27 protein-coding genes are annotated in these 24,686 nt (G+C 54.0%); 11 read left to right on the plus strand and 16 right to left on the minus strand.

The window, feature by feature from the left end; genetic code table 11:
- Positions 1 to 117 precede the first annotated feature (117 nt).
- The 5 genes from pnp to mtr all read left to right on the plus strand — a co-directional run bounded on the left by pnp (position 118) and on the right by mtr (position 6,713).
- Positions 118 to 2,253, plus strand: coding sequence for a polyribonucleotide nucleotidyltransferase (gene pnp, locus J4617_RS07945; RefSeq protein WP_001670767.1), 2,136 nt, complete (start codon positions 118 to 120; stop codon positions 2,251 to 2,253).
- A gap of 109 nt (positions 2,254 to 2,362) precedes the next feature.
- Positions 2,363 to 3,247: a lipoprotein NlpI gene (gene nlpI, locus J4617_RS07950; protein WP_000802069.1), complete on the plus strand. Its 885-nt coding sequence runs from the start codon at positions 2,363 to 2,365 to the stop codon at positions 3,245 to 3,247.
- 105 nt (positions 3,248 to 3,352) lie between these two features.
- Positions 3,353 to 3,433, plus strand: coding sequence for a protein YrbN (yrbN, locus tag J4617_RS07955; RefSeq protein ID WP_010723222.1), 81 nt, complete (start codon positions 3,353 to 3,355; stop codon positions 3,431 to 3,433).
- On the plus strand, positions 3,426 to 5,315 hold the full coding sequence (gene deaD, locus J4617_RS07960; protein ID WP_000807244.1) for an ATP-dependent RNA helicase DeaD: 1,890 nt from the start codon (positions 3,426 to 3,428) through the stop codon (positions 5,313 to 5,315). Before yrbN ends, deaD begins: the two co-directional genes overlap by 8 nt.
- Before the next feature lie 153 nt (positions 5,316 to 5,468).
- Positions 5,469 to 6,713 (plus strand): tryptophan permease, encoded by a 1,245-nt coding sequence (gene mtr / locus J4617_RS07965; protein WP_000224385.1) that lies wholly within the window; start codon positions 5,469 to 5,471, stop codon positions 6,711 to 6,713.
- 60 nt (positions 6,714 to 6,773) lie between these two features.
- Here the strand turns inward: mtr and J4617_RS07970 are convergent, their stop codons facing one another.
- A complete protein-coding gene (locus J4617_RS07970) occupies positions 6,774 to 7,304 on the minus strand; it encodes a hypothetical protein (protein ID WP_017465420.1) in 531 nt (176 codons plus the stop codon).
- A gap of 158 nt (positions 7,305 to 7,462) precedes the next feature.
- On the opposite strand from J4617_RS07970, the gene J4617_RS07975 reads away from it, so the two are divergent.
- Positions 7,463 to 8,182 carry a murein L,D-transpeptidase family protein gene (locus tag J4617_RS07975; RefSeq protein WP_000532745.1) on the plus strand — a complete coding sequence of 240 codons (720 nt, stop codon included), beginning with the start codon at positions 7,463 to 7,465 and terminating at the stop codon, positions 8,180 to 8,182.
- On the opposite strand, the gene J4617_RS07980 is transcribed toward J4617_RS07975, so the two are convergent.
- The 3 genes from J4617_RS07980 to J4617_RS07990 all read right to left on the minus strand — a co-directional run bounded on the left by J4617_RS07980 (position 8,160) and on the right by J4617_RS07990 (position 11,227).
- Positions 8,160 to 9,167 (minus strand): LLM class flavin-dependent oxidoreductase, encoded by a 1,008-nt coding sequence (locus J4617_RS07980; RefSeq protein ID WP_000130438.1) that lies wholly within the window; start codon positions 9,165 to 9,167, stop codon positions 8,160 to 8,162. The two genes, J4617_RS07975 and J4617_RS07980, sit on opposite strands and share 23 nt — an antisense overlap.
- Positions 9,168 to 9,344: 177 nt before the next feature.
- Positions 9,345 to 10,241 (minus strand): U32 family peptidase, encoded by an 897-nt coding sequence (locus J4617_RS07985; RefSeq protein WP_077907188.1) that lies wholly within the window; start codon positions 10,239 to 10,241, stop codon positions 9,345 to 9,347.
- Entirely contained in the window at positions 10,232 to 11,227 is a 996-nt protein-coding gene (locus J4617_RS07990) for a peptidase U32 family protein (protein WP_000421309.1), read from the minus strand. The genes J4617_RS07985 and J4617_RS07990 overlap by 10 nt, the downstream gene beginning before the upstream one ends.
- Positions 11,228 to 11,443: 216 nt before the next feature.
- Here J4617_RS07990 and J4617_RS07995 point away from each other — a divergent pair, with 216 nt between their 5' ends.
- Together J4617_RS07995 and J4617_RS08000 are read left to right on the plus strand one after the other, a co-directional pair.
- On the plus strand, positions 11,444 to 11,968 hold the full coding sequence (locus tag J4617_RS07995; protein ID WP_000884721.1) for an SCP2 domain-containing protein: 525 nt from the start codon (positions 11,444 to 11,446) through the stop codon (positions 11,966 to 11,968).
- Positions 11,962 to 12,465 (plus strand): N-acetyltransferase, encoded by a 504-nt coding sequence (locus tag J4617_RS08000; protein WP_000908562.1) that lies wholly within the window; start codon positions 11,962 to 11,964, stop codon positions 12,463 to 12,465. Before J4617_RS07995 ends, J4617_RS08000 begins: the two co-directional genes overlap by 7 nt.
- Here J4617_RS08000 and J4617_RS08005 read toward each other — a convergent pair.
- On the minus strand, positions 12,452 to 12,769 hold the full coding sequence (locus J4617_RS08005) for a GIY-YIG nuclease family protein (protein ID WP_000928379.1): 318 nt from the start codon (positions 12,767 to 12,769) through the stop codon (positions 12,452 to 12,454). The two genes, J4617_RS08000 and J4617_RS08005, sit on opposite strands and share 14 nt — an antisense overlap.
- 37 nt (positions 12,770 to 12,806) lie before the next feature.
- On the opposite strand from J4617_RS08005, the gene J4617_RS08010 reads away from it, so the two are divergent.
- Positions 12,807 to 13,250 carry a YhbP family protein gene (locus J4617_RS08010; RefSeq protein ID WP_000380404.1) on the plus strand — a complete coding sequence of 148 codons (444 nt, stop codon included), beginning with the start codon at positions 12,807 to 12,809 and terminating at the stop codon, positions 13,248 to 13,250.
- Here the strand turns inward: J4617_RS08010 and yhbO are convergent.
- On the minus strand, positions 13,230 to 13,748 hold the full coding sequence (gene yhbO, locus J4617_RS08015; protein ID WP_000037599.1) for a protein/nucleic acid deglycase: 519 nt from the start codon (positions 13,746 to 13,748) through the stop codon (positions 13,230 to 13,232). The genes J4617_RS08010 and yhbO overlap by 21 nt on opposite strands.
- Before the next feature lie 130 nt (positions 13,749 to 13,878).
- Here yhbO and J4617_RS08020 point away from each other — a divergent pair, with 130 nt between their 5' ends.
- Positions 13,879 to 14,514, plus strand: coding sequence for an NAD(P)H-binding protein (locus J4617_RS08020; protein WP_001530791.1), 636 nt, complete (start codon positions 13,879 to 13,881; stop codon positions 14,512 to 14,514).
- Positions 14,515 to 14,580: 66 nt separating this feature from the next.
- On the opposite strand, the gene dolP is transcribed toward J4617_RS08020, so the two are convergent.
- The 4 genes from dolP to J4617_RS08040 are packed head-to-tail and all read right to left on the minus strand — an operon-like array spanning position 14,581 to position 18,173.
- Positions 14,581 to 15,156 carry a division/outer membrane stress-associated lipid-binding lipoprotein gene (dolP, locus tag J4617_RS08025; RefSeq protein ID WP_000643280.1) on the minus strand — a complete coding sequence of 192 codons (576 nt, stop codon included), beginning with the start codon at positions 15,154 to 15,156 and terminating at the stop codon, positions 14,581 to 14,583.
- A gap of 9 nt (positions 15,157 to 15,165) precedes the next feature.
- Positions 15,166 to 15,756, minus strand: coding sequence for a DnaA initiator-associating protein DiaA (gene diaA / locus J4617_RS08030; RefSeq protein ID WP_000893481.1), 591 nt, complete (start codon positions 15,754 to 15,756; stop codon positions 15,166 to 15,168).
- A 21-nt stretch (positions 15,757 to 15,777) separates the two neighbouring features.
- Positions 15,778 to 16,173, minus strand: a complete 396-nt coding sequence (locus J4617_RS08035; protein ID WP_000057285.1) for a YraN family protein — start codon at positions 16,171 to 16,173, stop codon at positions 15,778 to 15,780.
- On the minus strand, positions 16,131 to 18,173 hold the full coding sequence (locus tag J4617_RS08040; RefSeq protein WP_017465421.1) for a penicillin-binding protein activator: 2,043 nt from the start codon (positions 18,171 to 18,173) through the stop codon (positions 16,131 to 16,133). The genes J4617_RS08035 and J4617_RS08040 overlap by 43 nt, the downstream gene beginning before the upstream one ends.
- 63 nt (positions 18,174 to 18,236) lie before the next feature.
- Between J4617_RS08040 and rsmI the strand changes: the two genes are divergently transcribed.
- Positions 18,237 to 19,100: a 16S rRNA (cytidine(1402)-2'-O)-methyltransferase gene (rsmI, locus tag J4617_RS08045; RefSeq protein ID WP_000812288.1), complete on the plus strand. Its 864-nt coding sequence runs from the start codon at positions 18,237 to 18,239 to the stop codon at positions 19,098 to 19,100.
- Between the two features lie 157 nt (positions 19,101 to 19,257).
- Here the strand turns inward: rsmI and J4617_RS08050 are convergent, their stop codons facing one another.
- The 6 genes from J4617_RS08050 to gatZ form a co-directional block, all read right to left on the minus strand.
- The gene (locus J4617_RS08050; protein WP_001083900.1) at positions 19,258 to 20,031 is read right to left on the minus strand and encodes a DeoR/GlpR family DNA-binding transcription regulator; all 774 of its coding nucleotides are present in this window, start codon (positions 20,029 to 20,031) and stop codon (positions 19,258 to 19,260) included.
- A 110-nt stretch (positions 20,032 to 20,141) separates the two neighbouring features.
- On the minus strand, positions 20,142 to 21,185 hold the full coding sequence (gene gatD / locus J4617_RS08055) for a galactitol-1-phosphate 5-dehydrogenase (RefSeq protein ID WP_000844174.1): 1,044 nt from the start codon (positions 21,183 to 21,185) through the stop codon (positions 20,142 to 20,144).
- 43 nt (positions 21,186 to 21,228) lie between these two features.
- The gene (locus J4617_RS08060; RefSeq protein ID WP_000490601.1) at positions 21,229 to 22,602 is read right to left on the minus strand and encodes a PTS galactitol transporter subunit IIC; all 1,374 of its coding nucleotides are present in this window, start codon (positions 22,600 to 22,602) and stop codon (positions 21,229 to 21,231) included.
- A gap of 3 nt (positions 22,603 to 22,605) precedes the next feature.
- The gene (gatB, locus tag J4617_RS08065; protein WP_000824293.1) at positions 22,606 to 22,890 is read right to left on the minus strand and encodes a PTS galactitol transporter subunit IIB; all 285 of its coding nucleotides are present in this window, start codon (positions 22,888 to 22,890) and stop codon (positions 22,606 to 22,608) included.
- Between the two features lie 30 nt (positions 22,891 to 22,920).
- Positions 22,921 to 23,385, minus strand: coding sequence for a PTS galactitol transporter subunit IIA (gene gatA, locus J4617_RS08070; protein ID WP_000080445.1), 465 nt, complete (start codon positions 23,383 to 23,385; stop codon positions 22,921 to 22,923).
- Between the two features lie 14 nt (positions 23,386 to 23,399).
- Positions 23,400 to 24,671 carry a tagatose-bisphosphate aldolase subunit GatZ gene (gatZ, locus tag J4617_RS08075; RefSeq protein WP_017465422.1) on the minus strand — a complete coding sequence of 424 codons (1,272 nt, stop codon included), beginning with the start codon at positions 24,669 to 24,671 and terminating at the stop codon, positions 23,400 to 23,402.
- Positions 24,672 to 24,686 lie beyond the last annotated feature (15 nt).

The following is a 24,686-nucleotide window of genomic DNA, read 5'->3' on the forward strand; positions in this document are numbered from 1 at the left end:
AATGAGAGGCTTTACCCATATCAGGGTTAGGGTTGTCATTAGTCGCGAGGATGCGCAGAAGATCGGGTATTAACGACGGCGCGTATTATGCCGTCAAAAATTGGAAAGGATATTATTTTGCTTAATCCGATCGTTCGTAAATTCCAGTACGGTCAGCATACCGTTACGCTGGAAACTGGCATGATGGCGCGTCAGGCCACTGCCGCTGTTATGGTAAGCATGGATGACACCGCCGTATTCGTTACCGTTGTCGGCCAGAAAAAAGCCAAGCCAGGCCAAGACTTCTTCCCACTGACCGTTAACTATCAGGAGCGTACCTACGCTGCTGGTCGTATCCCGGGCAGCTTCTTCCGTCGTGAAGGCCGTCCAAGCGAAGGCGAAACCCTGATTGCGCGTCTGATTGACCGCCCGGTTCGTCCGCTGTTCCCGGAAGGCTTCGTTAACGAAGTGCAGGTTATTGCGACCGTCGTTTCCGTTAACCCGCAGGTTAACCCAGACATCGTTGCCATGATCGGCGCATCCGCTGCGCTGTCGCTGTCCGGCATTCCGTTCAACGGCCCAATCGGCGCGGCGCGCGTAGGTTACATCAATGACCAGTACGTGCTGAACCCGACCCAGGACGAGCTGAAAGAAAGCAAGCTGGACCTGGTGGTTGCCGGTACCGAAGCGGCTGTGCTGATGGTGGAATCCGAAGCTGAACTGCTGAGCGAAGACACTATGCTGGGCGCGGTGGTATTCGGTCACGAGCAGCAGCAGGTTGTTATCCAGGCGATCAACGATCTGGTGAAAGAAGCCGGTAAACCGCGTTGGGACTGGCAGCCGGAAGCCGTCAACGACGCGTTGAACGCGCGTGTTGCTGCGCTGGCTGAATCTCGTCTGAGCGACGCGTACCGCATCACCGATAAACAAGAGCGCTATGCTCAGGTTGACGTAATCAAATCCGAAACCATCGAGCAGCTTATTGCAGAAGATGAAACTCTGGATGCTAACGAGCTGGGCGAAATCCTGCACGCTATCGAGAAAAACGTGGTGCGTAGCCGCGTACTGGCAGGCGAGCCGCGTATTGATGGCCGTGAAAAAGACATGATCCGTGGTCTGGACGTGCGCACTGGCGTACTGCCGCGTACTCACGGTTCCGCTCTGTTTACCCGTGGTGAAACGCAGGCGCTGGTTACCGCAACTCTGGGTACTGCCCGTGACGCGCAGGTGCTTGATGAACTGATGGGCGAGCGTACTGACAGCTTCCTGTTCCACTACAACTTCCCTCCGTACTCCGTAGGCGAAACCGGCATGGTCGGTTCTCCGAAGCGTCGTGAAATTGGTCACGGTCGTCTGGCGAAGCGCGGCGTGCTGGCAGTGATGCCGGACATGGATAAATTCCCGTACACCGTTCGCGTGGTGTCTGAAATCACCGAATCCAACGGTTCTTCCTCTATGGCTTCCGTGTGCGGCGCTTCTCTGGCGCTGATGGACGCTGGCGTGCCAATTAAAGCCGCCGTAGCAGGTATCGCTATGGGTCTGGTGAAAGAAGGCGACAACTACGTTGTACTGTCTGACATTCTGGGCGACGAAGATCACCTGGGCGATATGGACTTCAAAGTGGCGGGTTCCCGCGACGGTATCTCTGCGCTGCAGATGGATATCAAAATTGAAGGTATCACCAAAGAGATCATGCAGGTTGCGTTGAACCAGGCTAAAGGTGCGCGTCTGCACATCTTGGGCGTGATGGAACAGGCGATCAACGCGCCGCGCGGCGATATCTCTGAATTTGCGCCGCGTATCCATACCATCAAGATCAGCACGGACAAGATCAAAGACGTGATCGGTAAAGGCGGTTCTGTGATCCGCGCGCTGACTGAAGAGACCGGCACCACCATCGAAATCGAAGATGACGGTACTGTGAAGATCGCGGCGACCGACGGTGAAAAAGCGAAATACGCTATCCGTCGTATCGAAGAGATTACCGCGGAGATCGAAGTCGGCCGTATCTACAATGGTAAAGTGACCCGTATCGTTGACTTTGGCGCGTTTGTTGCCATCGGCGGCGGTAAAGAAGGTCTGGTTCACATCTCTCAAATCGCGGATAAGCGTGTAGAGAAAGTGACCGACTATCTGCAGATGGGTCAGGAAGTCCCGGTTAAGGTTCTGGAAGTTGACCGCCAGGGCCGTGTACGTCTGAGCATTAAAGAAGCAACCGAGCAGTCTCAACCTGCGGCTGCGCCGGAAGCTCCGGCGAGCGAACAGGCCGAGTAAGGTAGCCTTTTGCCCTCCGCAGTGCGGAGGGCTTTAGACCTGGCTGGACGCCTTGTTGAGCCACCGGGGAACAGGACGTTCATTCAATCGTTGTCTTCGGGAGTGGGAAATGAAGCCTTTTTTGCGCTGGTGTTTCGTTGCGACAGCACTTACGCTTGCAGGATGCAGTAATTCCGCCTGGCGTAAAAGTGAAGTCCTCGCAGTACCATTGCAACCGACTTTACAGCAGGAAGTGATTCTGGCGCGTATGGAACAGATTCTTGCCAGTCGGGCTTTAACCGATGACGAACGCGCACAGCTTTTATATGAGCGCGGAGTGTTGTATGATAGTCTTGGTTTGAGGGCATTAGCGCGAAATGATTTTTCACAAGCGCTGGCAATCAGACCGGATATGCCTGAAGTATTCAATTACTTAGGCATTTATTTAACGCAGGCAGGCAATTTTGATGCTGCCTATGAAGCGTTTGATTCTGTACTAGAGCTTGATCCAACTTACAACTACGCGCACTTAAACCGCGGTATCGCATTGTATTACGGCGGCCGTGATAAGTTAGCGCAAGATGATCTGCTGGCGTTTTATCAAGACGATCCCAATGATCCTTACCGCAGCCTGTGGCTGTATCTTGTTGAGCAGAAGCTTAATGAGAAGCAGGCGAAAGAAGCGTTAAAAGCACGCTTCGAAAAATCGGATAAAGAGCAATGGGGATGGAACATTGTCGAGTTCTACCTGGGCGACATTAGCGAAGCAACGCTGATGGAAAGGCTCAAGGCGGACGCAACGGATAACACCTCGCTCGCTGAGCATCTCAGTGAAACCAACTTCTATTTAGGTAAGTATTACCTAAGTCTGGGGGATTTGGACAGCGCCACGGCTCTGTTCAAACTGGCGGTGGCCAACAACGTTCATAACTTTGTTGAGCACCGATACGCATTGTTGGAATTATCGCTCCTGGGCCAGGACCAAGATGACCTGGCAGAATCGGACCAGCAATAGCTGACGAACATATCAGCCCGTAATCTTTTTGATTGCCATCACCTTCGCGGGTGAGGGCGTTGTTGTTCGTTAATACACCTACTTTGAGCCGGTTCACACTTTTCAATGAAAATTGCAGATCAATTTCATGATGAGTTATGTAGACTGGCCGCCATTAATTTTGAGGCACACGTACTACATGGCTGAATTCGAAACCACTTTTGCAGATCTGGGGCTGAAGGCTCCTATCCTTGAAGCCCTTACCGATCTGGGTTACGAAAAACCATCTCCAATCCAGGCAGAGTGCATTCCGCATCTGCTGGGCGGTCGCGACGTGCTGGGCATGGCCCAGACCGGTAGCGGCAAAACCGCAGCGTTCTCTTTACCGCTGCTCAACAATCTTGATCCTGAGCTGAAGGCACCTCAGATTCTGGTGCTGGCGCCAACCCGCGAACTGGCGGTACAGGTTGCCGAAGCCATGACGGATTTCTCTAAACACATGCGCGGCGTAAACGTGGTTGCCCTGTACGGCGGTCAGCGTTATGACGTGCAGTTACGCGCCCTGCGTCAGGGGCCGCAGATCGTTGTCGGTACGCCGGGACGTCTGCTTGATCACTTAAAACGTGGCACTCTCGACCTCTCTAAACTGAGTGGTCTGGTGCTGGATGAAGCCGACGAAATGCTGCGTATGGGCTTCATCGAAGACGTTGAAACTATTATGGCGCAGATCCCGGAAGGTCATCAGACCGCTCTGTTCTCCGCCACCATGCCGGAAGCGATTCGTCGCATTACCCGCCGCTTTATGAAAGAGCCGCAGGAAGTGCGCATTCAGTCCAGCGTGACTACCCGTCCTGACATCAGCCAGAGCTACTGGACTGTCTGGGGCATGCGTAAAAACGAAGCGCTGGTGCGTTTCCTGGAAGCGGAAGACTTTGATGCGGCGATTATCTTCGTGCGTACCAAAAACGCGACCCTGGAAGTAGCAGAAGCGCTGGAACGTAGCGGCTACAACAGCGCCGCGTTGAATGGCGATATGAACCAGGCGCTGCGTGAGCAGACTCTGGAACGCCTGAAAGATGGTCGTCTGGACATCCTGATCGCTACCGACGTTGCGGCACGTGGTCTCGACGTTGAACGTATCAGCCTGGTGGTGAACTACGATATCCCGATGGACTCCGAGTCCTACGTTCACCGTATCGGTCGTACCGGCCGTGCGGGTCGCGCCGGTCGCGCGCTGCTGTTCGTTGAGAACCGCGAGCGTCGTCTGCTGCGCAACATCGAACGCACCATGAAGCTGACCATTCCGGAAGTGGAACTGCCGAACGCAGAACTACTGGGTAAACGCCGTCTGGAAAAATTCGCCGCGAAAGTTCAGCAGCAACTGGAAAGCAGCGATCTGGATCAGTACCGTGCGCTGCTGGCGAAAATCCAGCCGTCTGCTGAAGGCGAAGAGCTGGATCTCGAAACGCTGGCCGCCGCACTGCTGAAAATGGCGCAGGGCGAGCGTCCGCTGATTCTGCCGCCGGATGCGCCGATGCGTCCCAAGCGTGAATTCCGTGACCGTGACGACCGTGGTCCGCGCGATCGTAACGACCGTGGCCCGCGTGGCGATCGTGAAGATCGTCCGCGTCGTGAACGTCGTGACGTTGGCGATATGCAGTTATACCGCATTGAAGTGGGCCGTGATGACGGCGTTGAAGTTCGTCATATCGTGGGCGCTATCGCTAACGAAGGCGACATCAGCAGCCGTTACATTGGTAACATTAAGCTGTTCGCGTCTCACTCCACCATCGAGCTGCCGAAAGGTATGCCGGGCGAAGTGTTGCAGCACTTCACGCGTACCCGCATTCTGAACAAGCCGATGAATATGCAGCTGTTGGGTGATGCGGTTCCGCACGCGGGCGGCGAACGTCGCGGCGGTGGTCGTAGCTTCAGTGGCGAGCGTCGTGAAGGCGGTCGTAATTTCAGCGGCGAACGTCGTGAAGGCGGTCGTGGTGATGGTCGTCGCTTCAGCGGCGAACGTCGTGAAAGCCGTGGTCCGCGTCGTGATGACTCTACCGGTCGCCGTCGTTTCGGCGGTGATGCGTAACTCACGCTGACCTGCGCATTCACAGCGTAAAGTAAAATATACAGCCCCGATCGTCACAATCGGGGCTTTTTTTATTTCTTTTGTACTCGTGTACTGGTACAGTGCAGCGTATTGAGAGATAGTCACACTATAAATGACTGGAGAGAGAGCTGAATGGCAACACTTACCACCACCCAAACGTCACCTTCGCTGCTTGGCGGCGTGGTGATTATCGGCGGCACCATCATTGGCGCGGGGATGTTCTCCCTGCCGGTGGTCATGTCCGGGGCGTGGTTCTTCTGGTCGATGGCGGCGCTGGTCTTTACCTGGTTTTGTATGCTGCACTCCGGGCTGATGATTCTCGAAGCCAACCTTAACTACCGCATTGGTTCGAGTTTCGACACCATCACCAAAGATCTGTTGGGCAAAGGCTGGAACGTGGTCAACGGCATTTCTATTGCCTTTGTGCTCTACATCCTGACTTACGCCTATATCTCGGCGAGCGGCTCAATTCTGCATCATACCTTTGCTGAGATGTCGCTGAACGTTCCGGCGCGAGCGGCAGGTTTTGCCTTTGCGCTGCTGGTGGCGTTTGTCGTGTGGCTGAGTACGAAGGCGGTCAGTCGGATGACGGCGATTGTGCTGGGCGCGAAAGTGATTACTTTCTTCCTGACCTTCGGCAGCCTGTTGGGGCACGTTCAGCCTGCCACGTTGTTTAACGTGGCTGAAAGCCACGCGTCATATACGCCGTACCTGCTGATGACGCTGCCATTTTGTCTGGCCTCTTTTGGTTATCACGGTAACGTACCGAGCTTGATGAAATATTACGGCAAAGATCCGCGTACCATCGTCAAATGCCTGATTTATGGGACGTTACTGGCGCTGGCGCTCTATTCCGTCTGGCTGCTGGGGACGATGGGCAACATCCCGCGTCCGGAATTTATCGGCATTGCGCAGAAAGGCGGCAATATTGATGTGCTGGTACAGGCGTTGAGCGGCGTGCTGAACAGCCGCAGCCTGGATCTGCTGCTGGTGGTGTTCTCTAACTTTGCGGTCGCCAGTTCCTTCCTTGGCGTGACGCTGGGGCTGTTTGACTATCTGGCGGATCTGTTTGGTTTTGATGACTCGGCAATGGGGCGTTTTAAAACGGCGCTGCTGACTTTCCTGCCGCCGATGATTGGTGGCCTGCTGTACCCGAACGGTTTTCTGTACGCCATTGGCTATGCAGGTTTAGCTGCAACTATCTGGGCGGCCATTGTGCCTGCGCTGTTGGCACGTAAATCTCGCGAACGTTTCGGCAGCCCGAAATTCCGCGTCTGGGGCGGTAAACCGATGATTGCCCTGATTTTGGTCTTCGGTGTTGGCAACGCGGTTATCCATATTCTGTCGAGCTTTAATTTGCTGCCGGTGTACCAGTAATTGAACGAGCCGGATGAGCTGTTTTCATCCGGCAATATTTCACAAGTCCGCGAAATGGTATCAAATAAAACCCTGTTTATTATAAAGTTCTTCGGCGAGTGCTTCCCCGTGTTCATCGAAAAAAGCATCGGCGATAGTTAAATTTTCTGCCTTAGGATTTGCCGTTATTCTGCTACCATTGGCGTCAAATTCGAGCGCGATGGCGATCTCCGAACCCCACCAGTAATAATAAATTAGCGCAAAATTATTTTCCCCTGGCGTAATAAATTTCTCGATTCCCCGCACACAGGCCATGAGTGGCATGAAGATTTCATAGCTCTCTGAGAGAAATATGAGATCCATCGTGACTATCTGTGTTTCTTTATTAAAGTTGATATGTTCAGCATAAATATTCTTTTCACTTTCACCAGAATTACATGTGGCAAGATTGTTAAGCATTTTTGCAGGATCGCCGTACAACCTTTGCTCCTCAGTAAACCATGGCAACCAGTCGTCATAGTCTTTAATATTTGTTGCCGGTGAATGGAAAAATTTCTTGAGGTTACTCTCGGTAATATGTGCATGAAGAAAAAAGGAAGCAGGTTCACTCATGATGATTTTCTCTGGTAATAAGTCGATTTATTCATATCCCTGTTCGGCCATGATAAAACGATTACTATTTTATAAAAGTACAGAACTGGACCTTTCCTCTATTTCATATCATAGGAAAATATATACTTGAACTGGTTCAGAATAAGCGGAATACGAAAATGGGGCGTAAAGGACTACTCGCTATTGTATTATTGAGCCTGTTTATCGCTTTTATTTTAAAATTTTTCTGGCTCACTCCGTACGATGAAGACGTTTACCTGCCAGTGGAAAAACCTGTCGCATCGTCTTTAAAAATCATTCACCCCGGCGACCAGTTATTTATCCGCATTCTGAAAGCGGAAGATAAGCTGGAACTGTGGGCAAGCGCCAATAACAAGCCTTACAAACTCTACAAAACCTGGACTATATGCGCATGGTCTGGTGGCTTAGGGCCAAAACATAAACAGGGAGACGGTAAAAGCCCGGAAGGCTTTTATGCCACCAACAAAGGGTTGCTTAACCCAAACAGCCGCTATCATCTGGCATTTAATATTGGCTACCCGAATGCTTACGATCGGGCAAATGGCTACACCGGTGATTTCATTATGGTTCACGGGAACTGCGTTTCGGCCGGTTGCTATGCCATGACCGATGCCGGTATTGAAGAGATTTATCAACTGGTGGCGCAGGCGCTAAACAGCGGGCAGAAGAGCGTGCCTGTCCATATCTTCCCATTTACGATGAATGACGAAAATATGCGCCAGGCGCAAGCATGGCCGGAATATAATTTCTGGCGTATGTTGAAGCCCGGCTATGATTACTTCGAAAAAAATCGCCGATTGCCAACCATCACCGTTGAAAATCGGCGTTATAAAATCAGCCCAACAACTCTTCCTTAACATCCATCGCCAAATCAAACGAATGCAGCCGCGCCTGATGATCGAAAATCTGCCCGTTGACCATAATTTCATCCGCCTGGGTCTCCCGCAGGATGGATTCCAGCCCGTGGCGGACTTTCGCCTTATCACCGACCAGCGACATACTCAGCGCCTGTTGCACGCCATACTGCTCGGATGGCGACCAGAAGGTCTCCATATTCTCAATCGGCGGCGGCAGTTGGCCGGTTTCCCCACGGCGTAGCTTCACGAAAGCCTGCTGCATGGAGGTAAACAGGAATTCGGCGTCGCGGTTGCTGTCGGCGGCGATAATATTGATACACACCATCGCGTACGGTTTTTCCAGCCGCGCTGAAGGTTTGAACTGGGTACGGTACAGATGCAGCGCCTGGAACAACATATCCGGCGCGAAATGCGAAGCAAAGGCGAACGGCAGGCCAAGCTGGGCCGCCAACTGTGCGCTATACAGGCTGGAGCCCAACAGCCAGACCGGGATCTGCTCGCCGTAGCCGGGCACCGGGCGCACATGCGGATTAGGATCGCGAGCGTCGAACCAGTCCACCAGCTCTGCGACATCGCGTGGAAAGTTATCGATATCGCCGCTCATATGGCGACGCAGCGCGCGCATCGTCGGCTGATCGCTACCCGGCGCGCGTCCCAACCCTAAGTCGATACGTCCCGGGTAGAGCGTATTCAGCGTGCCGAACTGCTCGGCAATCACCAGCGGTGAATGGTTAGGCAGCATCACGCCGCCGGAGCCAAGATGTAATGTTGTGGTATTGGCCGCCAGATAACCAATCAATACCGAGGTCGCCGCGCTGGCGATACCGGTCATGTTGTGATGTTCTGCCAGCCAGTAGCGGTGATAACCGCGCTTTTCAGCCAGCCGTGCGAGATCCAGCGAGTGCGTGAAGGCTTCTTTTGCCGAAGATCCTTCAGGGATCGGCGCCAGATCCAGCACCGAGAACGGAATAGTTTTGTCAGTCATAACGGCTCACTTTGTTACCGGTTAATCTTTTAATACTGCATTAAAGATTAGCGAATGTTGTTAACAAAGTGAGCTTTATGAGACTGACGGCAAAAACAATGCCCGATAGCGCTGCGCTTATCGGGCCTACGGGATCGCTATTTGTAGGCCAGATAAGGTCTTTATGCCGCCATCCGGCTAGGCCTGTAGCTCCAGCCCGGCCAGCCGCTTCCAGTAGCCGTTGCAGTCGCTATGCGCGGCAAGCGCTAATGGCGCGCCGCCGTTTTCGTTAGCGCGAAAGGCATCAAGCATGGCAAATGTCTCCGTACCCAACGGCGACAGCCGCACGATATCGACCAATCCCTGCATCGACGTCAGTTCGTTGCCAAGGTTATAGACATAGCCGCTCATGGTCTGAATACCGTTAAGCACAAACACCTGCTGATTCTCTTGCGAGAGCACGTCACGACCGTTTGGATACTTGATACAGCAGGTTTCGCACTCATCTTTCGGGCGGTCTTCCGAACGGGCGGTAAAGCAGCGAGCGGAGTAGGCCAGCGGCAGATGCCCGTAGCTCAACACTTCCACTTCAAACTGATTGCGGATGCCCAGTTCATCGCACTGATTAAGCAAATTCACCAGCCAGTCGCGGGACAGCTCCACCGGCATACACCAGCGTACCATGCCTTCTTTCAGCAACCGGCGCAGCGTGACCGCGTTGTAGCAGTTCAGCGCATGGCCGGCGACAAACGGCAGTTTGCGCTCGGCGCACAGATTCACCACGCCAAGATCGCTGGCTTCCAGCAGAAAATCGCCGTTGTCCACATAGCGTTTCAGCTCGCTTAATTCAGATGACGCCTGTACCAGCGCCAGGGTGGAGAGCGCCACCTGCTTACCGCTGGCGGCGAGGGATTTCGCCATTTCCAGCCAGTCGCCGACTTTGGTTGCGCGACGCTTGCTGCACACCGCTTCGCCCAGATAAATGACATCAGCGCTGCTTTTTGCGGCCTGCTGATAAAAATCTTCCAGCGTCTCTTTCGGCCAGTAATAAAGCACCGGTCCTAAGGAATATTTCATAGCTCCTCTCACTGCCATTTACGGTGATATGCGCCAAGCGTGGTTTGGGTGCCTTCGGACATCGCGCCGAGCGTCTCCATCCAGTCGCGCTGTGGAACGAAGTTTTGCGGGGCGGCTTTGCAGCGATCGATCGCCTGGCGCCACACTTTCGCCACCTGGCTGACGTAGGCCGGGCTGCGCTGGCGGCCTTCGATCTTCACCGAAGCGATGTTCGCCGCCATGAGCTCCGGCAGCAGTTCCAGCGTGTTCAGGCTGGTTGGCTCCTCCAGCGCGTGATAGCGCTCGCCGTCCACTAAATAGCGGCCTTTACACAGCGTTGGGTAGCCTGCGTTTTCGCCATCCTGGTAACGGTCAATCAGGACATCATTCAGGCGCGATTCCAGCCCCTGCGGCGTTTGCTGCCAACGGACAAAGCGGGCGGGAGAGCAGGCGCCGACGGTATTGGGCGACTCCCCCGTCAGGTAGGAAGAAAGATAGCAGCGACCTTCCGCCATAATGCACAGGCTGCCAAACGCGAATACCTCCAGCGGCACCGGCGTGACGCGGGCCAGTTGTTTTACCTGGTGAATCGACAGTACACGCGGCAGTACTACACGGTGGACATCAAAGTTGCGGTGATAAAAGCGAATCGCCTCTTCGTTGGTTGCCGAGGCCTGAACGGAAACATGGCGCTCAATATGCGGGTAACGCTCTGCGGCATATTCCAGCATAGCGAGGTCGGCAAGAATCAGCGCGTCGGCGCCAAGCTGCGCCGCCATATCCACGGCGCGCTGCCAGCGGGCATAGCCGTCCGGATGCGCAAAAGTATTAATGGCGATGTGTAATTTGCGGCGATGCTGGTGAACAAAACTCACCGCTTCCTGCAATTTTTTTTCGGTAAAGTTAAGGCCGGCAAAATGACGGGCATTGGTATCGTCTTTTAACCCGATATAAACGGCGTCAGCGCCGTTTTCGATGGCCGCCTTCAGCGCCGGGAGATTTCCGGCAGGGCAGAGCAGCTCCATAATTTATCCTGAGGGTTACGTCTGAGACGCAAAATTGTTAACGAACAGGGATTTTAGTTAACCTTGCTGCGACAATTTTTGATTTAAGGCAGTTAAAGGCGTATTGGTAACACCAATAATGGGGTAGAAAATCAGACCCAATTGTTGATTTACGCCGCCATGTGATTTATTGGATATGGCAAAATAACAGGACTATTGAAACAGGGAGTAAAGCTCGTGTTAGATAAACTGCGTTCACGCTTAGTCCATGCTGGCCCGTCTCTGATGAGTGTACCGGTTAAACTGACGCCCTTTGCGCTAAAGCGCCAGGTTCTGGAACAGGTTCTGAGCTGGCAGTTTCGTCAGGCGCTGGCCGATGGAGAGCTGGAATTCCTCGAAGGTCGTTGGTTAAGCATTCATGTTCGTGACATCGACTTAAAATGGTATACCACGGTTGAAAATGAAAAGCTGATCGTTAGCCAGCAGGCGGATGCTGACGTCAGTTTTAGCGCCGACGCCAGCGATCTGCTAATGATCGCCGCCCGTAAACAGGACCCGGATACGCTCTTTTTCCAGCGTCGACTGGTCATTGAAGGCGATACTGAGTTAGGGTTGTATGTGAAGAATCTGATGGACGCCATCGAACTGGAGCAGATGCCGAAAGCGTTACGCGTTATGCTGCTGCAACTGGCGGATTTTGTTGAGGCGGGAATGAAAAACTCGCCGGAAACCAAACAGACCTCGGTAGGTGAACCATGCTAATTCGAGTAGAAATTCCTATTGATGCGCCTGGTATTGATGCGCTGTTACGCCGTTCATTCGAAAGCGATGCGGAAGCGAAGCTGGTTCACGATTTGCGTGAAGATGGTTTTCTGACGCTCGGACTGGTGGCCACGGATGATGAAGGTCAGGTGGTGGGCTATGTCGCCTTTAGCCCGGTTGATGTGCAGGGCGAAGATTTACAGTGGGTCGGCATGGCGCCGCTGGCGGTCGATGAAAAGTATCGCGGGCAAGGGCTGGCGCGCCAGTTAGTGTATGAAGGGCTGGATTCGCTCAACGAGTTCGGCTACGCGGCGGTCGTGACGCTGGGCGATCCGGCGTTATATAGCCGCTTCGGTTTTGAACTGGCCGCACATTACGATCTTCACTGCCGTTGGCCCGGTACGGAAAGCGCTTTCCAGGTACACCGTTTGGCTGAGGATGCGCTGGAGGGCGTGACGGGGCTGGTGGAGTATCACGACCACTTCAATCGTTTTTAAGCACCGGCGTTTGCAGGCTGGACAGCAGCGCCTCAAACGCTTCGCGTTCCGTCACAAGGCGCTCTTTCTGGCGCTTTGTGAGCTGTTTGATGCGATACTCTATGCGCAGGGCCAGCGAGCGATCGCCAACCTGCGCCGCAAACGCCAGCGTTAACTCGCCTTTTCCCCGTAATGCTTTTGCGCCTTTTCCCGTTTGATGCTGCCTGTAACGACGCGCCACATCGGTGGTTATTCCGGTGTAAAGCGCATTGTCTGCAGTACGAATCAGATACAGATACCAGGGTGTCATTGTCGCCATCAGCATGATAATTTTCAGGTTCCCAGTATAAGCGAGAATAAAGATGGACACACTTACCGCTATTGGCCGTTGGCTGGCGAAACAACACGTGGTGACCTGGTGCGTACACCATGAGGGAGAGCTGTGGTGCGCCAATGCGTTTTATTTGTTTGATGCGCAAAACGTCGCGCTGTATCTGTTAACGGATGATAAAACCCGCCATGCGCAAATGTCTGGCGCGTGCGCGCCAGTTGCGGGAACGGTCAATGGTCAGCCGAAAACGGTGGCGCGCATTCGCGGCGTACAGTTTAAAGGGGAAATTCGCCGTCTGGAGGGGCAGGAGAGCGACGCCGCGCGTAAAGCTTACCTTCGTCGCTTCCCGGTCGCCAGGGTGCTGCCAGCGCCGGTATGGGAAATCCGGCTGGATGAAATTAAATTCACCGACAACACGCTGGGGTTTGGTAAAAAACTGCACTGGTTACGCGACTCACGCGCCCAGCAGGCGTAGCGCCTCGCGGTTAAATGCCGGCAGGTCGTCAGGCGTGCGGCTGGTCACCAGCTGATCTTTATCGACGACGACTTCCTGATCGTAAAATTCCGCGCCCGCGTTCTTCACATCGATAATAATCGGTTTCACCGCCGTGAGTTTGCGGCCACGAATGACATCGGCGCTGATCAACAACTGTGGGCCGTGGCAAATGGCAAAAACCGGTTTACCGCTGTTAACGAAATCGCGGGTAAAATCCACGAAACGGCTGTCGCCGCGCAGGTAGTCCGGCGAATGACCTCCCGGCAATAGCAAGGCGTCGAACTCGTCGGGACGAACGTCATCAATAGCCTTATCAATGGTGACGCTGGCCTCGCCTTTTTTTCCTTTCACCGTTTTACCCGCCTCTTTTTCGATGGTGATGACCTCATGGCCGGCCTGACGGAATTCTGCTGCCGGCGAGGTAAATTCTGAATCTTCAAATTCATCGGTAATCAAAACGGCAATTTTCTTACTCATGCGTTTCCTCCGCAGTGGTGGCGTCGGGTAAGGCAAATTTTCCACAATGATGGATACTTACCTCGTAGACTATTAAGCCTGGTCGATAGGGCCGAGAGTGCAAGGTGGACAAATCTGTAAAGGAGCGAGGATGAGTCAGGTACTGATTACCGGCGCGACCGGACTGGTCGGCGGACATCTGCTGAGAATGTTAATCAACACGCCGCAGGTGAGCGCTATCGCCGCGCCGACGCGTCGCCCGCTGACGGATATTGTCGGCGTTTATAACCCTCACGATCCGCAGCTTACCGACGCGTTAGCTCAGGTGACCGACCCGGTGGATATTGTTTTTTGCTGCCTGGGCACGACCCGGCGTGAAGCGGGAAGTAAAGCGGCGTTTATTCATGCGGATTATACGCTGGTGGTTGATACCGCGCTGACCGGGCGTCGACTGGGCGCGCAGCACATGTTGGTGGTCAGCGCAATGGGAGCAAACGCGCACTCTCCGTTTTTCTACAATCGGGTGAAAGGAGAAATGGAGGAGGCGTTAATCGCGCAAAATTGGCCTCGTTTGACGATTGCCCGACCTTCTATGCTGCTCGGCGACAGAACAACGCGGCGGGTGAATGAAACGCTTTTCGCTCCGCTATTCCGGCTGTTGCCAGGAAACTGGAAATCGATCGATGCGCGGGATGTGGCGCGGGCCATGCTGGCGGAAGCGCTGGCGCCAGCACAAGAAGGCGTGACGATTCTGACCTCATCGCAACTGCGGGAAAAAGCGGAGTAGCGAAGCCGGATGATTTACCGGATGGCGACGCGGTTTACACATTCTTATCGCCACCCGGCACACCGGTTACTTGATATACGTAAAGGCGGTGGTCACGCGTTTCACGCCGCTCACCCGGCTGGCGATGTCTGCTGCCGCTTTACCTTCACGTTCAGTCACCAGGCCCAGCAGGAACACTTCGCCATTCTCGGTGGTGACTTTCACATTTGACGATTTTACCTGATCGCTGGTCAGTAGCTGTGAGCGAACTTTCGTGGTGATCCAGGTATCGTTAGAGGCGGTCCCCAGGCCGATAGGCTGACCCTGGCGAATCTCGTTATAGACCTCGGTGGTGCCTTCAACGCCCATCGCTATCTGTTTCGCGCGTGCGGAGAGTTCGCTGTTTGGCGACTGGCCCACTAACAAAACTTTGCCCTGATAAGCCGTGACATTGATGCGCGTCTCTTTTTTGATTTGCTCATCTTTCGACAGCGCGCTGCTGACACGCAGTTCCAGCGTTCCGTCATCCACCTGGGTGCCCACGCTACGCGGGTCGGTTGCGGCTTTGGTGCCGACGGCTGCCGTACCCACTACCGCGGCGGCGACGCAACCTTGCAATAGCAACGCAGAAATAAGGACTGCGAGCGGCGAAAATGCCTTCATGTGTACTCCTTAATCATCCTGGTGAGGAAAAAGCGTGTTATCGATCAAATCGCACAGGCAGTTTACCGTCAGCATATGCATTTCCTGAATGCGCGCGCTGTGGTGTGAAGGGATACGAATTTCGACATCCTGCGGCCCTAATAGTCCGGCCAGCTCGCCCCCGTCATACCCGGTTAGCGCCACAATGGTCATGTCACGTGTGACGGCTGCTTCAACGGCTTTTACGATATCGCGACTATTACCACGCGTAGAGATCGCCAATAAAACATCGCCTGCATGTCCCAGCGCCCGGACTTGTTTTGCATAAACTTCATCGTGCAGGCGATCGTTAGCGATCGCAGTTAAGACCACATTATCGGTATTTAGTGCAATGGCGGGTAAACTGGGTCGCTCCGTTTCAAAGCGGTTAATCATGCTGGCAGCAAAATGCTGTGCGTTGGCCGCGGACGTCCCGTTTCCACAACAGAGGATTTTGTTGCCGTTAAGCAGGGAATGAACCAGCGTCATGGCGGCGCGGGAAATGGCATCCGGAAGCGCTTCCGCCGCAGCAATTTGAGTTTGAATGCTTTCTGTAAAGCAAACTTTGATTCTTTCGAGCACGCTAATCCTTAAAATCTTCAATTATGAGTGGTCGTTAAACGCATCCCGAAACCACTCAATCTCATTTCCGGTGAAGGCTAACACATCGAACCGACAATCCACAGTATCAAAACTCCCATTCTGGCGGGCGAGCCACAAGCGGGCAGTATGTAATAATTTGTGTTGCTTGCTGCGGGTCACACTGGCCGCCGCGCCGCCATAAAGCCCGGAGCGCCGATAGCGGACCTCAACAAAAACCGTCGTTTTTCCGTCGCGCATGATCAGATCGATTTCGCCGCCGCGCTCGCGCACGTTGGCGGCGATAAACCGCAGTCCTTTGCTTTCCAGCCAGCGACGCGCGGCAGCTTCCCACGCGTCGCCAGCCTGTTTACGCGTTAGCTGGCGGGAACAATCTCCCCTTGCTGGTATTTGAGCCATGATAACTTCCTGTTAATCACACAATCCGGGCTGGCGGTTAATGCGCCGGTATTGCCATTGATCTCAAATCCCTGCACCTGACGCATCTGCGAAAAGTGGTTTGCCAGCGTCCAGGCATCCACGCCCATGGCGTACATCCGCGCCAGAGAATAGTCGTTATGTACAGCGCTCAGCGCCTGCTGCATCAACGGCATATTGCCGCCTGCCAGCATAGGAATTTCACTGTATTGTAAACCCTCCATTTCCAGACGGAAGTCAGGGCCGGAGGTGCCTTGCGCGCTGCGAGAGCTGGCATACAGCGTCGCGCCGCTCTGGGTGCCGTTACGCATGGCGATCATCGGTTTGATAAAGCCAATCTCTTCCGGCGTAGCCAGAATATAGACCGCGTCTACGCGTCCGCCGCCGGTGATTTGCGCGTCGGTCGGCGGCGCAGGGATAGTCAGACCGCCAATGGTGACGCCAGGCTGTGCAGGCACGCTGGCGGCGACCGGACTGCCCGTCAACGCGATACCCGCGCCGCCGTTCACGCCCATTTTCAGCTCGGCTACGGAGCCGAATTTTTGCTGTAACACGATGCCGCCGCCCAGTTTTTGCCACTCCTGGGTGAAGGCGTTCGCCACGCGATCGCCAAGCGTGCTGCGTGGGATCAACAGCAGCGGCGACTGCTTGCCCTGGTCATAAATATGATGCGCCGCGTCACGGGCTTCATCTTCTGGAGAGAGCGCGAAATAGCAGATATTAGGGAAGCTACGTACCGTTTCCGGCTGGTTGAGCGCCAGCACGTTGAGCGGCGTGTTGCTTTTCATCAGCGCTTCCACATTGTTTTTCAACAGCGGCCCGACCACGATACTGGCGCCGTCTTGCTGAACCTGAGCAAGCACCTGATCCAACGGCTGGGAAGAGGTATCGTAGATTTTTAATTCAGCGGAGGGATCCGCCGGCGCGCTTGCTGTAGCAGGGGGAGTTTGTGGCGCGCTGACTGGCGTAGCGGACTGGGCTGGAGCGTCATCAGTCAGATCGCTCACCGAGGCCTGCGACGGACTGGCGACGCCGTTGGTCATTTGTGGTTGCGTCTCCTCCACGCCAGGTTCTACTGGCGCATCAGGCGCGGCGGCAGGCTGCATCTCTACCGCCTGGGTGCCGAGGTTTTTCGCGGCTTCGAAACCTTGCTGGATGGTACGGCCAAACACGGCAGCCTGACCGTTCAGCGGCAGCAGCAGAGCGATTTTGCTGGTGGAAGCTGGTTTAAAACGTTGTACATTGACGAGCTGCGTCGGCAGCATTTTCGCCCCCGGATTTTGCGGGTAGCGTTTTTGCCAGTCGGCGATCCCAGCTTTCAGCATGTCTGGATCGTTGCGGTTGTCAAACCAGACGCGTTGCAGATCCAGCCAACCCTGAAGCACATTTTCATCAGCGTTGATAACCAGCGTCCTGGCCTGATCCGGCGTCATGGCGGAGAGCGCCTGCCAGGTGGCGTCGATATTTTTTTGTTTATCTTTCGCCGCCAGTAGCGGTTCCTGGGCGATTAACGCCCGCAACAGGGTAAGCGACGGGCGTCCCTGGCTGGCAACGATCTGCGCCTGCCAGTAACGCGCTTGCTGATTTGGCGCAAAGTCGGCGGGTTTTAGTTTATCCAGCAAGGCCTGCGCGCCTGCGACATCTTTTTGCGCCAGTTTGATTTCTACCGCTAATAAAGACTGTTCGCGACGCTGGGTATCGTTCAGATTTTGCGGGAGTTGGTTGAACAACTCGACGGCCTGCTGGCTTTTTCCTTCTTTCAGCAGTGCATGAATGGCGAGTAATTGCCAGTTGGTCTTGCTATCATCTGCGCTTTGCTGCATCTGATGCAGGTAAAAGGCGGAGTCAGCTTGCGCTGAACCCTGCATATAGGCTGCGCTTTGATCTGGCGCCTGGGTGCCGCACCCGGCGAAAAGTAGCGCAGCCAGGACGACAGGCAGCGCGCGTGCGGCGTTCAAACGAGAAAATGTTGAGGGTACCATACTGTATCCAGTGATATTTTTTTACGCAATGCTCAATATTAAATCGGCAATACGGACGACACAATGAAACAAAACGAATCGGCGGATAATTCTCAGGGCCAACTCTTTATTGTACCTACTCCTATCGGTAATCTGGCGGATATCACCCAGCGTGCGTTGGAGGTGTTACAGGCTGTAGATCTGATTGCCGCCGAGGATACTCGTCACACCGGTTTATTGCTGCAACATTTTGGGATTAATGCCCGATTGTTCGCGCTGCACGACCATAACGAACAACAAAAAGCGGAAACGCTGGTCGCGAAGCTAAAAGAAGGGCAGAACATTGCGCTGGTTTCCGACGCCGGTACGCCACTAATTAATGACCCCGGCTATCACTTGGTGCGTACCTGCCGTGAAGCGGGGATTCGCGTGGTGCCGCTACCAGGGCCATGTGCGGCGATTGCCGCCCTGAGCGCCGCTGGCCTGCCATCTGACCGTTTCTGCTATGAAGGCTTTTTACCGGCGAAATCCAAAGGCCGCCGTGATGCGCTAAAAGCCATTGAAACGGAACCGCGAACGCTGATTTTTTATGAGTCAACCCACCGCCTGTTAGATAGCCTGGAAGATATCGTCGCGGTATTGGGAGAATCCCGTTATGTGGTGCTGGCGCGTGAGCTGACCAAAACCTGGGAGACGATTCACGGCGCGCCGGTCGGCGAGCTGCTGGCGTGGGTCAAAGAAGATGAAAACCGTCGCAAAGGCGAAATGGTGCTGATTGTCGAAGGCCATAAAGCGCAAGAAGACGACCTGCCCGCCGACGCGCTGCGCACGCTGGCGCTGCTACAGGCAGAACTGCCGCTGAAAAAAGCGGCGGCGCTGGCAGCAGAAATTCACGGCGTGAAGAAAAATGCGCTGTATAAGTATGCGCTGGAGCAGCAGGAAGAGTAAAAGCGAGCGCCCGGGAACCGCCTTTTATCGCCATCGCGTTAATACTCAATCAGGTGATTGATGTGGGTAAATTGATGGGGGCATTGGGCGGTGATAGCGGGCCGGGCCTTTCCTTCGAGCTTACTCTCGCGATCAGCAACGCATAACCGACTCCTTTTTAGACGATCATTAATTCCACGCCTGTTTTCGCTAATGCCGCTTTATCCTGTTTGCTGATAGTGTCATCGGTTATCACACAGTTGATCTTGTCCATCGGCAATACCTGGTTAAAGCCGCGACGGTTAAATTTGGTCGCGTCCAGTACCGCGATAACTTTGTGTGCCGCCGCCGCCATGACGCCGCTAATGGAATAACCTTCGTTAAACGTGGTAATACCGTTTGTCGCATCAATACCATCCGCCCCGACAAACATGACATCGGCGCTGATGCCGTGTAGCGATCGTTCCGCAATCGTGCCGTGCATTGAGTGGGTTTTATGCCGTACCGTACCGCCGCAGACCACCAGCGTGAGATCTTTATTTTCTGATAGCGTAAAAGCGGCAGGCAAGCTGTTAGTGATCACCGTAATATTGCTTTTTCGCGCGAGCGCTTCCGCAATCAGTAATGTTGTGCTCCCGCTATCCAGAATGATGGTCATTCCTTCTTCAACCATTGCCGCAGCCGCCTGGGCAATCCGCTTTTTCGGATCGCTGGCGAGTTGATACCGATCTTCCAGAATGACTTCCTGATTGTCGCCTTCCGCCAGATGACTTCCCGGTTTTGCCGCGCCGCCATGAAAACGGGTGACAAGGCCTTTCTCTTCCAGCAGACGCAGGTCAGCACGGATAGTCACTTCAGAAATACCAAAGGTATTTGAAAGGTCCATCACCAGCACGCTGCCTTGCGTATTAATCAGGTCGACAATTTTATTTCTTCGCTCAAATGAGTTCATATTGATTTGCCTGATAATTAACTGTAACTAGTTTAATCGAAGGATTGCGAAAGGTGAACGCTAAATTTCGAAAGGAAATGTGAGCCAGCGCAGGTTGCTGGCTCGTACCATCAGGAAAGTTGAAGTAAGATTTTGCCCTGCATGGGCGCGCCATTAAGCGCTTTGACTGCTTCTGCAAAGCTTTCCGCATCGCCGCGATGGGCAATGAGAGGGGTCAGTTGAAGACGTTTTTCAGCCAACAGGCGCGCTGCGGTTTCCCATTCTTCTCCTGGCCATGGCGCGGAGTAGTTCATCCAACTGCCGAGGAGCGTGAGCTCTTTACGCAAAATTAGCCCGAATGTACGCGTTGTCAGGGTGAGATCGTGATGTAACGTCCCCACCAGCGCCAGTTGCGCGCGCGGCCCGGCGATATCGATAGCCAGCGAGACGGTCTGGGGAGTTCCTGCCGTTTCGAGAACCAGTTGATCAAACTGAATGTCGGACAACGCGGTCTGGATGTCGTCGGCGGTCATTTCCCGGCTATTACAGGTATGCGTTGCGCCGAGCGCTTTCGCCAGTTCCAGTTTCTGCGGATTGATATCAATCGCCGTTACGCTTCGCGCGCCCAGTTCCCGCGCGCACTGTAAGGCCAGCAGGCCAATTGTCCCGGCCCCGACGATAATTACGTTTTTCCCCTCGCAGCCCTGCGCCAGATGAAAGGCGTGTAAGCCCACGGTAATCGGTTCGATAAACGCGCCATCTTCAATCGGCATATCAGACGGCAAGCGGAAAAGATTGGCCCGTTTGACCACCACATATTCCGCATTACCACCTTCGCTGCGCGATCCTACAAACTGATACTGTTTGCATAAAGAAAAGTAACCGCGTTCGCATTGCGGACAGTGAAAGCAGGGAAGAAGCGGGACACAAGCGACGGCATCGCCGGGCTGCATATCCGTTACGCCTGTGCCGTAGGATTCAACGTAGCCGCTGAATTCATGACCTAACGTAATAGGATAATAATGGGCGCCCTGCGCGAAAATACGCGGGATATCCGACCCGCAAAGCCCTGAGCTAACGACCTTGACCAACACATCGTCCTCGGCTTGCAGTTGTGGTAAGGGACGTTCTTCAACGCGCACGTCTCCCTCAGCGTGAATAACCACTGATTTCATAACATTCTCCAGGAAGGTGAGGGGAGCGATTGCTCCCCTAAAATTAAGAGGCGATTTGACTTTGCTGTAGCGCCGTGGCTTTCTCAGCCGCGACAAACTGTCGGGCGCGACGCCAGGTCAGCAGTACGCCGGCCAGATAGATAATGGCAATGACGGCGAAGCCGACGATATTCTGCCAGGTAAAAAGTTGAATCAGCAGCCAGGTGATGGGGGAACCGCCCTGATCCAGCGAGGCGACTTGTCCGCCTGCTTTTAGCGCTCCGGCATTGGCAGCCAGCTGGGTATGCAGGCCAATCGTCTGGGTGGCTATCCACAGGGTGATACCCATAATAATGACACCTGAAATCAGCGTGCGGAACAGGTTGCCCTGGTGTACCGCGACCGCCATCGCAATAAAGAAACCGATGGTGGCGAGGTCGCCGAACGGCAGCACCTGGTTCCCCGGTACTAAGACGGCAATCAGGATGGTCAGCGGAATGAATATCAGGCTCGCGGAGACAACAGAGGTATGACCGAGCAGTAGCGCTGGATCAAGGCCTATCAGGAACTCCTGCCCGCCAAATTTGGCCTGTAGACGTTTACGCGCATGTTTCGCGATAGGCGTTAGGCCATCCATAATAGGTTTAATGACGCGTGGCATAAGCAGCATCACCGCTGCGGTTTTGACCGCCAGTTGCAGAACGGCTTTGGCGTCGTAGCCTGCCAGTACACCAATCACCAGCCCCATCACGAAGCCGACAGTCACCGGCTCGCCAAACGGTCCGAAGCGTTTCTGGACATCATCTGCGCTAAAGTGAATACGATTGAGGCCCGGAATTTTCTCGATAATGGTATCAACGAGCACCGCCACGGGGCCCAGGTACGCGGATGAGCCGTGTGGGATAGCAATCCCCTCGAGGCCAAAATAGTCGCGGGTATCTTTGGCAAACCAGTCCCCCAGTTTGTAGACAAAGGCGGCATGAACCACAACGCCCAGAATCCCCAGCCAGTATGAACCGGTCGCCAGATGCAGCATGGCGCCCGTGAAGGTCATGTGCCAGATATTCCAGATATCAACATTCACCACGCGGGTCATGCGGGTCACCAGCATCAGGACGTTAACCCCGATGGCGACAGGGATCGCGACCAGCGCGATTTGTGACGCCCAGGTCATGGGCGATGAACCTGGCCAGCCGACGTCAATAACGTGGAGATTGATTTGGAAATGTTCCGCCATGGCTTTCGCCGCGGGGCCGATAGAATCCAGCATCAGGCCGATGACCAGACCAATACCCACGAAGCCGATACCAATATGCAAACCCGATTTAAAACAATCCCCAAGCTTCATTCCCAGCAGTTTAGAGAACACGATGATCACCAGAGGCAACATCACCGTTGGGCCTAAGTCGAGGATATAACGCATTATTTCGCTAAACATACGTTACCCCATGAGAATGGACAGAATTTTTTGCTGTAATGCTTCAATACCCACGCCGGAAACAAAAGGCATACCGTGAACGACGGGAATATCGCCGAAGGCGCGATCGACCCTGGCAGTGGTACAGATAAGATCGGCGCCGTCCATATAGGTTTCGATTTCGGTGACCCGGCATTGCACTAAGTCGAGCTCAATATGGTTGGCATCACATAGCTCTTTAATTTCTTCCGCAGCCATCGTTGAGGTTGCAACCGCACCGCCACAGGCCACAATTACTTTACGTTTCATAGGGTATTCCTCATTATTATCAATTTATTATCAAACCTGGACGCACTGCTCAGGCTCAAGGATGGTTTCCTGAAAGCGTATCGCCAGTTCGGCATCCGGCGCGCTTAACAGGGCATCGAGGGTGCTCGGGTTCTGTAGCTCACTAAACAGGCGGCGCAGAAGTTTTAGCTGTGCCGCCGGGTTTTCAACGATTAAGGCGATGATTAACGAAACGGCAATCTCTTCGTCATCATCCGCCTGTTGAAACATGACCGGCTTATCTGGACGAATCAGATAGATAGCGGGTGATTTCGCATGAACCGCCTCGCAATGAGGGATAGCGACGGCGTGACGCTCCAGCGCAATGCCGGTAGGAAAAGACGCTTCACGTTCCACCAGCGCCTGCGGATAACTATCATGTACCACGCCTTTCGCCAGCATCTCTTTGCCAATGTGCGCCAGCGCCTGTTGGCTCGAGTCGAATGTGATTCCGGTTCGGACAAATAGTTGGCTCATAAATTCTCCATTATTCAGGCGACATCCGGCGTGCAACCGAAGCGATAAGCGCGCAGAACATCCTGAATTTTGTCAATAATCAGGTTATGCGGCGTAGGGGTGAGCACGCCCTCAGACAGGCGTTCAAACTGTACGGGCATAAACTGGCTAATTAATCCCAGCGGCAATGTGACGTTGTTCAGATTGGCGATTAACTTCTCTACGCTTTGACGAATACGCGGGTGCGGCCAGTAATAGCGAATACGGTCAGACAAACTAAAGTGGATGTCGACCATCGCCTGGCTCCAGGTTGGACGGTAGTATTTTTTCCAGTAGCCTGGTTCGTTGAGCATCACTTCATCGATAACTTCCATCACGCGGCTACGTTGTTCCGGGGATACCAGTTCATTTTCCATTTGCGCAAGTGCGAAAATGGCTTCGCGCAGCGCGAAAGTGAGCGCCGGGCCGACCTTCAGAATGGCGTAATGATCGCGAACGAGGGCGCGGTAGGCCTGGCGAGTTTGGTAATCAGTCGAATGCGCTTCATAGACCATCGGCGTTTCTTTTATCCATGCGGAGAGCGCCTGTGCCGCCTGCGGCTGATAATGAATAATCTGGGTATGATCAAATTCAACGCCCGGCTGCACCACAATGGCGATCACGCGTGACAGTGCTTCTTCCAGACCTGATTCACGAAACGCGATTTGGTGAGTTTCCAGCGTACGGGCAGCATCGACTTCGCGGGTGACATGAACGCTGCCGATGGTACTGGCTTCACCGCCAGGAACGGGCACTTCCGTGCCGATGACATAAGTCAGATGGCATTTTTGTTCTTCGTTTGCGGTCTCTTCTGCTGCTTTACAAAGCACGGCGGCACGGCGTGCAACGACCATCGGATCCAACGGTGTCGGGTCGTCAGCGCAGGACATCGACGCGTCCAGGTGAATTTTGCTAAAACCAGCGGCGACATACGCTTTTATTAACTCAACTGACTTTTCCATTGCCGCCGCTGCCGGTTCGTTCTGCCAGCAGTTAGGCCCTAAATGATCGCCGCCAAGAATCAACCGCTCACGTGGAAATCCCACTTCCTGAGCAATGCCATAAACAAAATCACGAAAATCAGCCGGTTTCATTCCGGTATAACCGCCAAACTGATTCACCTGATTGGATGTGGCTTCAATCAATACCTTGTTGTCAGTATTGAGATCGAAAAGCAGAGCTGATTCGATAACCAGGGGATGAGCAGAACAAACTGAACAGATGCCCAGATGTTCTCCTGCTTTATGACGAGCAATTATTTCTTTCACTTTTATCTCCGAGTT

Source organism: Salmonella sp. 32010601201800023SM, from assembly GCF_017572235.1.
Lineage (GTDB): Bacteria > Pseudomonadota > Gammaproteobacteria > Enterobacterales > Enterobacteriaceae > Salmonella > Salmonella enterica.